This window comes from Candidatus Palauibacter sp. (assembly GCF_965261555.1).
In the GTDB taxonomy this organism is placed as follows: domain Bacteria; phylum Gemmatimonadota; class Gemmatimonadetes; order Palauibacterales; family Palauibacteraceae; genus Palauibacter.
Genome location: NZ_OZ253465.1, coordinates 2,741,143 through 2,753,544, shown reverse-complemented (window position 1 = coordinate 2,753,544; position 12,402 = coordinate 2,741,143). Strand labels below are relative to the sequence as shown.

Sequence of the window (12,402 nt, the reverse complement as noted above, 5' to 3'; positions counted from 1 at the left end):
AGCGAGGTCTCGTCATGGGATGTCCGGCCTGCCCTCCATGTACTCGGCCAGGTTCGACCAGGCGATCCGATAGTCGTACTGCTGCTGGATCAGAGAGTTCTCCGCGCGCTGCACCGCGTCGATCGCGCCCTGCAACTCAAGGAAACTCCCGGTGCCGAGTCGATAGCGCTGCTGCTCCATGTCGAGCCGTTCGCGCGAGATCGCGTAGGCCCGATTCAGCAGTTCGAGCGTCTGTGCCAGTTCCTCGATCTGGGCGCCGAAGATCCGGACATCGCGTTCGATCTCCAGCCGCACCCGGCGGTAATCCTCCTCGGCCTGCCGCCTGGCGGCCGATGCCTGGGCGTTCTGCACCTCACGGGCGAAGCCGTCGAAGATGTTCCACCCCGCTGAGATGCTGAAGTTTCTGCCGGTGTCGCCGGGATTGAACTGCCAGAACGACGCATCGGCACCGAAGTTCTCACTGCGTCCCCAACCGAGAGACGCCGTGATCCGCGGCAGATACCTCGTGCGGGCGGACCACAGCGACGCCGACGCCGCCGAGCGATCCGCCTCCAGCGCGGCAAGTTCGGGATCCGTCGTCACGGCCGTGCGGACGATCGACTCGATGTCCGGCATACCGGCCGGCATGCCTTCCTCACCGGCCAGGACAAGCGTTTCTCCGGACTCGGGCGGCAGTCCCATCGAGACCACGAGCTGCCGGAGACCGACTCGCAACTGATTCTGCTCCGCGAGAAACCGCATCTGGGCGTCCAGAAGGTTCAACTCGGCTGCCAGCACGTCGGTGCGTTCGACCGCGGCGATCTCATACCGCCGGCTGGCAATATCGAGATCGGCTTCGCGGTCCGCGATCTGGGTCCGGGTCAACTCCAGCAATTCCTGACGCCGCAACGCCCCCAGGAACTCACGCCTTACCGCCGCGATGACGGCGCGTTGCTGATCGTCATAACGTCGCTGCGCGCCTCGGAAGCTCGCTGCGCTCCGCCGGAGTTCTGCGAACCGCCGACCTCCGTCGAGGATCGTCAGACTGAGATTCAACCCCTGGTTCGCGGACTGGGATGTAAAGGTGAGACGCTCCTGCAGCCGGGCCGCCGGTCCTTCCTGGGCCTCGTACGTGGAGCGCGTCGAGTTCGAGCGCCCCAGACCCAGGCTCACACTCGCCTGCGGAAGAAATTCCCCCCACGTGGCCAGCCGGTCGGCGCTCGCTCTGTCCGCCGCGGCGAGAGAGGTCCGCAGGACCGGGCTTTCACTCATCGCGATTCGGACGGCCCTTGCGATGTCGAGGGTATCCGGGAGCGTCGGTCCCTGCGCGGCCGCCGGGGCTCCGGCCACGAGACCGCCGAACGCCAGCGCCGTCAGGGCGAAGATCCGTGGCCCGCGCCGTACCACCGGATTCCTCACTGCGAACCCCCCGAGGAACTCGAGCCGTTCGTGGCGCTGTCCGGCGCCGGTTCCGGCGGCGTTTCGAGTTCGCCGTAGTTGTCGATCCGCACCTGGGCGTCGTGCGTGAGGGTGGCGTGACCGTCGACGAGCACGATTTCGCCGCCCGCGGGCACGAACGTGTCGTCTCCGTCCGGGCTGGGGATGATCTCGATCTGCGTGTCGTTCTCGAGTCCGAGTGTCACGTACTCCCACTGGGCCCGCCCCGTCTCCGAACCCGGCTCCCCCGGCTCGAAGACGAACACAACCTGGCGCCGGCTCCGCTCGACGACCGCTTCCTTTGGCACGAACGTCCGGTTTTCGAGCTGGCGGCCCGCGATCCGCACGTTCCCCGGCATGCCCGGGACGATCCGAGCCTCGGGATTCGACAGGCGCACCGTGACCCGCGCCGTCTGCGTCTCGGGGTCGATCAGCGGGTTCACGCTCACGACGCGCCCGTGGAAGACCTCTCCCCGGAGCGCGGGGAAGGTGGCCGTCGCCTGCCGGCCCACCTCCACGAGCGGCAGTTCGGAATGGAGGACCCCGGCATCGATGTCCACCTCGGAAAGGTCCACGACGGTCGCGATCGAATCGCCCCCCCGGACGCGGCTTCCCTGCGCCACGCCGAGGTTCGCCACCAGGCCGGCGAAGGGGGCGACGATCCGGGTCTTCTCCAGTTCGTAGCGCGCCTCCGCGAGTTGCGCCTCAACGTCGGGGAGGCTCACTCGGATGCGGGCCTGTTCGGCGCGGGCCAGCCGGACCGAGTCCGGCAACTCGTCATCGAAGAGCACTCGGTCCAGATACTCCGCCTGGGCGCGCGCCACGCCGGCCTCCGCCCGTTGCACCCGGAGTTCGTAGAGAGCCGGGTCGATCCGCGCCAGGAGCTGGCCGGCCCCCACACGCCCCCCCTCCCGCACCGGCACCGCGGTCACGGGCCCCTCAACCTCCGCATGGATCGGTGCCTGCCGCAGAGACGCGGCCTTCCCGCTCGCCGTGACCCAGAGCACGAAGGTGTCGCGCTGAATGACGGCCCCTTCGACGGGAAGGAAAATGTCCGTGGCGAAGGCGGCCGCCGAAGCCGTGCCCCGCACCGCCTCGGCCACGGAATCGGCTGCGGCGTCGCCGAAGCTCTGCGGCTCTTCTTCCCCGTCCTCGTTCAGTCGCATGAAGATGCCCACGACAGCCGCACCCGCGACGAGCAGGACGATCAACGTGACCCAGTGACGTGCCTTCATAAGCCTCGCACCGCTGTGTTCGGTTCGCGTGGGCGACCAGTCGGAGTGGTCGCGGCGAGCTCAATCTATCGCAAGACTGTCAACCGGCCATCAACCGGCCATCAACCGTCGGGAATCGAAGCTATGACACAGCAACGTATCCCGACCGTTGTACGGCCCCGCGGACCGGCTGCCTTTACGCTGCGAAGGAGCCTAGGCGGGGGAGGACGGCGGGGCAACTAATTTACTAGTAGAGTCGATACCGAGAGCACCGGGGAGAGGCCATGATCGAGAGGAGAGATGAGAGCGGCACGGCGGAGATCCGCATGACGCACGAACCGGCGAACGTCCTCACCGTCGAGTTCTCCGACGCGCTGGCCGCGGAGTTCGAGCGCACTCGGGCGGACGACTCGGTGCGGGCCGTGGTGCTGACGGGCACGGAGTCCGCCTTCTCGGCGGGCGTCGAACTCTTCCGCGTCGTCGATGAGGGTCCACCGTACGTCGACGCGCTGCTGGAGAGCCTTGGGGAATTGTTCTCGATGCTGCGCGCGTTCCCGAAGCCGCTCGTTGCCGCCGTGAACGGCCACGCGGTGGCTGGCGGCGGCGTCATCGCCTGCGCCTGCGACTATCGGGTCATGGCCGCCGGCCAGGGACGCATCGGGCTTCCCGAACTGAAGGTCGGGGTCCCCTTCCCCGCGGTTGCACTCGACATCGTGCGCGCCACGGTTCCGCGGCGCCATCAGCGAGAGGTGATGCTGCTCGGGCGCCTGTACGACCCCGAAGGCGCAGCGGAACGCGGTCTCGTGGACGAAATCGTGGCGGCGGACGACCTGCTCGGTCGAGCCCGGGAGATCGCGCTCGACCTGGCCTCGATTCCGGCGGCGGCCTACAGCCTCACGAAGCGGCAGTTCGCGTCTGCCTCGGGGGGCGCCATCGACCTGGAGCCGGAACTCCACTCCATCTGGACAGCGGACGACACCCGGGAACACATCCGAGGCTACCTGCAGCGAACCCTCGGCCGCTCGTCCGCCGCCCGCTGACCCGAACGTCGGCGGGCGACGGCAAGCGTCAGGATCGCGCGGCTAGATCCAGTCCTTCTTGCGGAAGTCCATCATGACCTCGGCGAGCTTCTCCATGTCCGACGGGAGGCCCATCGAGAGCCGGCTCCAGTCCGTCATGGGCGGGAACGGGCGGCCCACGTTGAATCCGGCCTCGAACATGCGCTCGTTGTAGGTCGCGAGTTCGCCCTTGATCCGGTGCATGATGAAGTTCGTGTGGCTCGGCAGGACCTCGATGTCGAGTTGGCCGAGGGCATCGTACATCATCGCCTTCGCCTCGTCGTTCGTCTTCACGCTCTTCGCGAAGAACTCATCGTCGGCGAGCGAGGCGACGGCGGCCACGCCTGCGACGTGGTTGGGGGCATTCCGCGTCGCGAACGGGAGGACGCGCTGGACCGTGGCCTCGTGCGCGATCCCGTAGCCGAGGCGAATCCCGGCCATCGCGTACACCTTGGAGAAGGTGCGGGCGACGATCAGGTTCGGATGACGCTCGATGAGCGGGACGAAGGTCTCGTAGCCGGGGTCGTCCGCGAGTTCGAAGTACGCCTCGTCGACGAGGAAGAGGTGCTGCTCGCCCTCGTCCCGGATCCAGTCCATGATCGGCCCGGTCGCGGTGAGCGTGCCCGTTGGGTTGTTCGGGTTGCAGAAGTAGATCACGCTCGGCGCGGACGACTTCGAGGCCTCTGCGCGCATGCGGTCGATGTCGTGCGCGTAGTCGCTCGTGAGCGGGACCGTGATGTGATCGTAGGCGAAGGGCTGTGAATACCTGGGCACGTCCTCGTACGTGGGCTCCGCGTAGATGAGGCGGCCGCCGGGCGCCGCCCAGGCCGCCGCGGCGATGCGCAGGATCTCCGTCGAGCCGGAGCCGAAGAAGAGCTGCCCGGGCTTGACGCCGAGTCGCGCGACGAGCGCCTCACGCACGAGTTCGCCAGTCGCGCCGGGATAGCGGTTCGCCTCGTCGAGCCCGTCGATGATCGCCTGCCGCGCGGACGGGGCGATGCCGAGCGGGTTCTCGTTCGAACTCAGCCGGACGGGTCCGTTGTAGTCGCGTCCCGGTCGGCGGGGGTTGAAGATCGTGTCGAGACCGCGCGCCGTCGTCGCGCCCGCGAGGGGTGCGGCAAGGGGTGCGGCGGCGATGCCGGCAACGCCGGCGCCCGTGAGTCCGGTTCGGAGAAACGCCCTTCGCTTCATGTGGCCTCCCTGAGGTTCCAGGACGCCACCGCCGCGGGGAGGCGGCGCCCGCCCATGCTTCGGATGCGACTATGCACATGTTCCCACAATGACCCTTGGAACATGGCTGTTATCCCGGAATTCGTCCAGCATGGAAGCCAGCCGTCCGCTTCAGTCGGCCTCGGTTCCGGCACCATGCAAGGGGACCTCGAACACGCGGCCCTCCAGCCGGGCCACACGGTCACTCAACGTATCGATGCGATCGCCCAGACGTCGTTCAACCATCCGGAGTTCCGCCTGAACACCTTCGATCTTCGTCTCGAGTCGGGCTTGAACGCCGTCGATCTTCGTCTCGAGTCGGGCCTGAACACTGTCGATCTTCTTGTCGAGGCCCGCTTGCACAACGTCGATCTTCCTGTCGAGCCGCCGTAGCGTGGGCACGATCAGCGCAGCCAGCGTCGCGGTCGCGACGAAGATTGCCAGCAGGAAGCTCATGATTGTCAGTGTATCCGTCTCCATCCCGCGACTCCGTTCGAGGCCCGCCCGCAGGCGATGGTCCGACACCATCGCCGACACCCACCGCGAACCTCCCGGCAATTCTCAACGTGCCGTCATCGGGAGCACGCATCAAGCGAGAGAAACGGAATCGCCCGGATCTGGATGCGCCTCCCATCGCTAACGCTTCCCGCACAGCCGGGGTTATCTTTTGTAGCCGCTCCTCCATGAGCACTCCCACGGCGGACGGATTTTGAGCAAACGCATGAAATCGCAACAGACCATCGGGTAGGGCCCGTAGCCGCGACATGTCCAAGGCAAGTTTTGGCTCGTTCGAGGAACTGGGGGAATGGGAGCTGGCCGCGAAGGGGGGCGGCCTCCACGTCGTGGCCGAAATCGGACCGGATGACGATGGGCGGCCCGCCATAGGCCCGTGCCGGATGGCGGCCCTTCGCTGGGTGGAGAGACGCCTGACGACGGGTTTGCCGCGCCGCGCTCACCTGTATCGTTCGTTCGACCTCGACAACGGCGCCGCGCGGTGCCGGGCGGTCCGCGAAAGAAGTTCACGCGGCGACCTCTGGGGGCTCCACCTCGCCGAGAGGCCGGGGACGGAGGCGGAGGTCGTGACCGAACTCGTCGTCGCGGTGCCGGCCGACGAGCAGACGCCCACGATCAGCGTGGGCACTGCGGCCTGGCCGATCCCCGCTGTGCAGACCGACGACACTCTCCCGCCCCGCATCCTGCTGGACTTGGCTTCCGAGGTTCCCCTCCTGCAGGGTGGAGCGCCCTTGGCCCGAGAACCCGAAGCCGTGTGGACGCCGCAGCGAATGCAGGACTTCATCGCCGCGTTGCTGGATCCCGGGCGTCAGCTCCCGGTCGTCGCCATCACCGAGCCGACGCTCGGGGGCGATCCCCATGTGATTCTCGCCCGGTCGCGGCAGGTCGCCCGCGCCCTAACAGGACTCGCCACGGTGACGGTCCTTCCGCAGCGATTCACATACACGTTGAGCGACACCGTCACCAAGCCGCTCTCCGTGTACGACGGCGCGTGGAGGGTGTACCTGCCGGGCTTCGATCACGGTGCCCGCCGCTTTGACCATCCGGTGTACCTGCGCAACCGCGTGGAGACGGCGGCAGGTCTGGAACGAACCACCCGCGAAGTGCTCCGGGTGGTCGCCGGTGACCGTGTCCGGGCCAGGACGGACGACGGGTTCCGGTTCGACTCGATTCGTCCGACGGCGCAGCCGCTGGCAAAGCTCGCAGATCGGATCTTCACGCTATGGAGGCGTCTCGCCGCCTTCGCCAGGCAGGCGGCGACCATCGGCGGCCGGATCCTCGCCCCGGCGGCTGCGCTGCGCGGGCGCGACCGGGAGATGAGGCGGTCGCGGCCCAGCAAGGCGGAGACGGGTATCGAAACGCCTCGGGCCGAGAACGCCGAAGTACCGGCGCAAGTGGAGAGAAAGGCACTACTGCGCGACCTCGACGCCGTCCGAGCCGACCTCCATGCCGCGAACCGACGAAACGAGGCGCTCGCCGGCGAGCGCGACCGCTACCGCAAGTTGCAGGCGGCCACGCGCGAGGAACGTGACGAGGCGCGCCGGGACGTGCGTCGACTGGAGGGTCTGGTTCGGCTGCTGGGCGGGGACCCCGGCACCTCCTTCCCCATCGCGTGGGAACAGCTCCCGGCGTGGTGCGCCACGGCGCTGCAGGGCCGGGTCGTGCTCGCCGACCCCGTCCGCAGGGATCTGGGAGGGGCCTTGTTCGAGGACGTGGGCCTTGCTGCGGTCTGCCTTCACTGGCTCGGGCACGAATACCGCGAGGCGCGGCTACGCGGGGGCGACAGCCAGCTCTTGGGACCGATCCGGGGGCTGGCGGGGGGCATCCGAAACCAACGCTGTGGGGGAGACAGCTTCGACTTCGACTGGCGCGGCGAACGGTACCGAGTGGCCTGGCATCTGAAGAACGGGGGTAACACGCGCGACCCCCGCCGCTGCCTGCGCATCTACTACTTCTGGGACGCCGCCCGCCGCGAGGTCGTCATTGCGTCCATGCCCGCGCACCGACGGTCGGCCATCACCTAATCACGTCGAGCCGCGGGCCTTATCCGACTGTTTCTCGCGGAGAGACTTCGAGAAGTCCACCGCTCCGCCGCTACCGGCGGTCCTCCGGTTCGGGGCGCTGCGGTGGGTTCGGGGGGCGGTCGGTCGGGCCGGTGGCGCGCGGCGGTTCGCCGAACAGGAGGCGGACGGCGGACCTCGTGCGGCCCGTCAGCGAGTCGATGGTAGCGCGCAACTCGTCCCCGCTCAGTCCCTCCAGTTGCCGCCGCAGATCCTCCGGCAATCGGTGGAGGATTTGGACCGTGCGCCGTTCCCGCCAGTCGGCGCGTCGGCGTTCGGCTTCGGTTCGCTCCCCATCCGGCGATACGGCCTCTCCCGCGCGGAACTCGCCGACCGCCGTGAGGAACGGGAGCGCGAACGCGCTGTCGAGGGTGGCGGCTCGCTCGTAGTGCGCTTCCGCCTCCTCCAGGTCACCGGCACGGGCAAGGGCGTTTCCGCGATGGAACGCGGCCCACGCCTCCAGGTCCCGCGTCCCCAGGTGGCTGATGCGGGCGACCTCGGCCGGCGGCGGGGCGCCGGAGAGGTTGGACGCGAGACGCACCGTCAGCGTGTCCACGAGTTCGAACACATCGCTGCCCCGCGCGAAGTCGGCCGACGCCACGGTGCCGTTCTCCAGTTCGATCAGTTGGGCGTCGATGCGCATGTCGCCGGCGGTCCCCGTGACGCTTCCCCACAGCAGCAGCCTGGCGCCGGCGCCGCGCGCGACGGTCAGCGCCAGCGACTCCGGTATCTCCTCCTCCTCGGAGAGCCCCCCTTCGGTGATGAGGTCATAGAGGCTCTGCCGGCCGACCACGAGCAGATCGGGGAGTTGCGCCAGATTCGTCGTGAGGAGGTCCGCGAGCCCCGAACCGAGCCACTCGAGGTCCGGGTCGGGCACGTTGTTCCGGAAGGGCAGGACCGCGAGCGAGTTCGGACCCAGATCGGGCGCCGAACCCGCGAAGCTCACCGCATCTCCGCTACGGTCCCCACCGTCCGCGACCGCGGTGGGCGCCGCCATCTCCGCACCTCCCCCGGTCTCCGGTTCGGCTGTCGCGATCCGGTAGGTGCCGATCCCGCCCAGCGTGATCAGCGTGACCAGGAGCCAGGCTTCCGCCCGGCGGATGCGCTGGGGGCCGCGCTCGCCGTGATACCAGCCGATGATGAGAAAGGCGGGGAAGCCGAGGATCGCGAGGAAGACGACCGTGTCGAGGACCTTCCTCGAATACGCGTAGGTCCCGACGATGAAGTCGGTGATCTCCACACCGAGCCAGGCCGCGCCCACATACACGAGCGCGATCTGCACCATGCGCCGCTTCCGGATCTTCTCCAGGATCGACGCGTCGCTGCCCTCTCTGTTCGTCATCATCCGCCCATCCCGGTCTCTGAAAGCACGCTGGCCCGACGCTTGAGTCTATCGAGCCATGCGACACCGCCGGAGCGGCGAACGTTTGCCGCTCCGGCGGGCCACGGGAGCCGCGGACCCTAGCGGCGGTCGTCCTCTCCGTCGGGCTCGTCCCAGAACCCGAAGCCTTCCTTCCGCACTACCTCGAGCGGGATCGTATGGGTTTCGTCGCCGATCGTGATCGCGACGGTGTACGTCCCGGGATCGGCCAGGCCGCCCCCGCCGCCGCCCCCGCCGAAGAAGCGGCGGATGGTCGACATGCCGCCCCGTTCGCGGACGGCCTCGCCCACCTGCTGGAAGACTTCGCGCATGGCGGCCGGGTCGGCGCCGCCGGCCGCACCGCCGGCCATCGCCATCGCGGCGCGCGCGCCTCTCCCGCCCCCACCCCGCCCCGCCTGCTGGCCGGGCTGCGGGTAACGCTCCGCGGGCCTCTCCTGCCAGCCCCCGGCACCGGCGCCGCCTCCACGACCTCCGCCGGTGAACATGCGGACGATCGCACCCTGGTTCCCGCCCTGCATCATGTCGAGCACCTGGTCCATCGTCTCCCGCGCGACCCCCTCATGCTCGACCAGCGAGTCTCCCACCGTCTGGTAGAGCCGCGCGGTGCGAAGGCTGTCCAGCCGATCCGCCGGTGACGGCTCCCTCGGCGCGGCCCGCCGGCTGAACGTCCACCGCACGCGCTGCACGCCGGCCGAGGCCGAGCCGTTCAGCGTCTGCACCGTGTCTCCCGCCGCGTTCAGGATCGCGATCGAGGCCTGCGGACGGTTTCCGCCCCGTGCCGCCGCCATGCCCCCGCGCATCGCGAAGGCGGCCTGCGCCGCGGCGCCCGGCGCCTCCGCTTCGGCCTCCGCTTCGGCCTCTTCCTCTTCTTCAGCCTCCTCCTCTTCCTCGGCCGCCTCGACGAGCGCCTCGGCGACGTCCTCCGGGACGTAGTAGGAGATCTCGGCGCCGTAGCTCCCCGCGTCCGCCTGGAACGTGCTCTGCGCGATGAACTCGCCGCCCACCGGCGGATCCCCGAACTGGATCGCCGTCTTCGGCTGGAACACCGTCACGGCCTCGGGCAGGCGTCCGCCGTCGAGTTGCTGCAGGAGCGAGATGTCCGCCACGAAAATGGAGCGCCCGTGCGTTCCGGCGATGACCTCGCTCTCGCGCGGGTGGATCTTCAGATCGTGGACCGGCACCGTGGGCAACCCGTTCATGAAGCGCGTCCACGACCCGCCCCGGTCCGTCGACACGTAGGCCCCCACGTCCGTCCCCACGAAGAGGAGATCCGGGTTCACCGGGTCCTCGCGGACCACGTGCACGAAGTCCGGCGCCCCGGTCGGAAGGTTCGATGAGATGGAGCGGAAGCTCTCGCCGGCGTCGTCCGTCACGTAGACGTACGGCGTGTAGTCGTCGCGCCGGTGGTTGTCGAACGTCACGTAGAAGCGGTTCGGGTCATGGCTCGAGGCCTCGATCCGGCTGACGTACGTCCCCTCCGGAACGCCCTCGAAGCGATCCGTGAGTTCGATCCACTCCGCTCCCTCGGGCGTCCGCCACACGCGGCCATCGTCGGTCCCCGCGTAGAGTTCGCCCTCGTTGAGCTTCGACTCGGCGAGCGAGACGATCGTGGCGAAGTTCTCGGCCCCCGTGACGTCCGGCGTGATGCCGCCCGTCGTGTTGTACGCGATCTCGATCTTCTCCGGGTCCGCGTAGGTGAGGTCGTCCGAGATCGGCGTCATCTCATCGGTGTCGTACGTCCACTTCAGGACGCGGTTCGCCCCGATGTACAGCGTCTGCGGATCGTGCGGCGACAGTTCGAGCGGCGTGTTCCAGTTGAAGCGCATGTCGTACAGCGCGGAGTCCTGCGCGACGAGGGCCTGCAACTCCTCGATCTGCGCCACGTTGCCCGCCGGCGGGTTGTCGGGGTCGTCCCCCGTCAGTATCGCGATCGAGTCGCGGAGCGTCTGCGTGCGCTCGCGCCAGTCGGGGTGCTGCAGCTGGTGCCGCTCGCCGGTGCGCGTGTTCCGCCAGTAGATCCGCCCCTGCTGCGATTCGCCGAACACGATATCCGGGTTCGTGGGATCCTGCGGCGCATAGAAGCCGTCGCCGCCCCCGATCGAATACCACATGTGATTGTCGATGGAGCCGCCGGCGCGGGCGCTCGGCCCGCACCACGTATAGTTGTCCTGAAGGCCGCCGCAGACGCGGTACGGCGTGTCCATGTTGTAGCTGACCGCATAGAATTGACCCATGGGAATGCGGTTGGGGAATTCGAAGTTGCCGCCCCGGTCCCACGTGATCGCGATCCCGCCGTCGTTGCCCAGTATGAAGTGATCCGGATTCGTCGGATCCCACCACAGTGCGTGATAGTCGACGTGGACGCCCTGGGCGGGGTTCCCGACCGTGCGGCCCCCGTCCCGGGAAAAGAAGAGGGAGGACCAGTAGATGAAGTCGGGGTCGTCCGGCGACACCCAGACTCCGGAATAGTAGAAGGGCCGGGAGTTGTTCGAGTTCCTGAACTCCCACGTCTCCCCGCCGTCGGCGGAGCGGTACAGACCGGAGGCGTGTCGATTCCCGTCTTCATCCGCCTCCTCCGGAGCCTCCGCCTCGACCATCGCGTACATGACCTGCGGATAGCTCGGCGCGATCGCGATCTCGAGCCGCCCCAGCATGGTCTCGGGGAGGCCGTTGCCCTCGACCTTCTCCCACGTGTCGCCGGCGTCCGTCGACTTCCAGATCGCGCTCCCGGGGCCGCCGCTGTTGAAGAAGTAGGGGCCGCGCACGCGCTCCCAGCTCGTCGCCCACAGGATGTCCGGGTTCTGCGGGTGCATGTCGATGTCGACGAAGCCGGCGTCCTCGGAGACGAAGTTGATCCGCTCCCAGGTGTCGCCGCCGTCCTTCGTGCGGTACAGCCCGCGCTCCTCGTTCGCCCCCCAGGGGTGCCCGAGCGCGGCGACGTACACCCAGTCCGCCTTCGTCGGGTGGACGACGATGCGGCCGATCGCCTGCGTGTCCTCGAGCCCCTTCAGCTCCCACGTGAGCCCGCCGTCGACGGACTTGTAGATGCCGCCTCCGGGCGAGATCGAGTTGCGCGAGTCCTCCTCGCCGGTACCCGCCCAGACGATGTCGGGGTTGCTCGGCGCGATCGCGAGGTCGCCCATCGAGATGACCCGCTCGTCGTCGAAGACGGGCCGGTAGGTCGTCCCGTTGTTCGTCGTCTTCCAGATCCCGCTCGTCGCGCCGGCGATGAAGAACGTGCCGGTGCCGGGGATCCCTTCGATGTCCGTCACCCGCCCGGCCATGTTCGCGGGACCGATGGAACGCCATTCCATCTCGGCCATGAAGTCCTCATCGGCCACGGCCTCCTGGGCGGTCGCCGGGACCGGGAGGACGGTTGTCGCGAAGACGACGGGGAGAAAAGCGCGCTTCAGCATGATTCGCGGCTCCTGACTGTGGTGGTGCCTCGTGGGCGCAGTGATGCTCCGTGGGCGCAAGTGAATAGACACCCGCGCGCGGTCCGGCGTTTGAGGCTCGGTCACGGGCCTGGCGCCGTGTCGTCGGGGAAACGG

General features: G+C 68.5%; 8 protein-coding genes. 2 read left to right on the top strand and 6 right to left on the bottom strand.

The window, feature by feature from the left end; all coding sequences use genetic code 11:
* Window positions 1-12: 12 nt before the first annotated feature.
* The gene (locus ACQY5G_RS11845; RefSeq protein WP_428274224.1) at window positions 13-1,398 is read right to left on the bottom strand and encodes a TolC family protein; all 1,386 of its coding nucleotides are present in this window, start codon (window positions 1,396-1,398) and stop codon (window positions 13-15) included.
* The gene (locus ACQY5G_RS11840; protein WP_428274222.1) at window positions 1,395-2,651 is read right to left on the bottom strand and encodes an efflux RND transporter periplasmic adaptor subunit; all 1,257 of its coding nucleotides are present in this window, start codon (window positions 2,649-2,651) and stop codon (window positions 1,395-1,397) included. The genes ACQY5G_RS11845 and ACQY5G_RS11840 overlap by 4 nt, the downstream gene beginning before the upstream one ends.
* A gap of 263 nt (window positions 2,652-2,914) precedes the next feature.
* On the opposite strand from ACQY5G_RS11840, the gene ACQY5G_RS11835 reads away from it, so the two are divergent.
* Window positions 2,915-3,670, top strand: coding sequence for an enoyl-CoA hydratase/isomerase family protein (locus tag ACQY5G_RS11835; protein ID WP_428274220.1), 756 nt, complete (start codon window positions 2,915-2,917; stop codon window positions 3,668-3,670).
* Window positions 3,671-3,712: 42 nt separating this feature from the next.
* On the opposite strand, the gene ACQY5G_RS11830 is transcribed toward ACQY5G_RS11835, so the two are convergent.
* A complete protein-coding gene (locus ACQY5G_RS11830; RefSeq protein WP_428274218.1) occupies window positions 3,713-4,879 on the bottom strand; it encodes a pyridoxal phosphate-dependent aminotransferase in 1,167 nt (388 codons plus the stop codon).
* 150 nt (window positions 4,880-5,029) lie between these two features.
* Window positions 5,030-5,353 carry a hypothetical protein gene (locus ACQY5G_RS11825; RefSeq protein ID WP_428274216.1) on the bottom strand — a complete coding sequence of 108 codons (324 nt, stop codon included), beginning with the start codon at window positions 5,351-5,353 and terminating at the stop codon, window positions 5,030-5,032.
* 308 nt (window positions 5,354-5,661) lie between these two features.
* On the opposite strand from ACQY5G_RS11825, the gene ACQY5G_RS11820 reads away from it, so the two are divergent.
* A complete protein-coding gene (locus tag ACQY5G_RS11820; RefSeq protein ID WP_428274214.1) occupies window positions 5,662-7,434 on the top strand; it encodes a hypothetical protein in 1,773 nt (590 codons plus the stop codon).
* A 70-nt stretch (window positions 7,435-7,504) separates the two neighbouring features.
* Here the strand turns inward: ACQY5G_RS11820 and ACQY5G_RS11815 are convergent, their stop codons facing one another.
* The gene (locus tag ACQY5G_RS11815) at window positions 7,505-8,815 is read right to left on the bottom strand and encodes a hypothetical protein (protein ID WP_428274212.1); all 1,311 of its coding nucleotides are present in this window, start codon (window positions 8,813-8,815) and stop codon (window positions 7,505-7,507) included.
* A gap of 116 nt (window positions 8,816-8,931) precedes the next feature.
* Window positions 8,932-12,267, bottom strand: a complete 3,336-nt coding sequence (locus ACQY5G_RS11810) for a WD40/YVTN/BNR-like repeat-containing protein (protein WP_428274210.1) — start codon at window positions 12,265-12,267, stop codon at window positions 8,932-8,934.
* Between the last annotated feature and the right edge of the window lie 135 nt (window positions 12,268-12,402).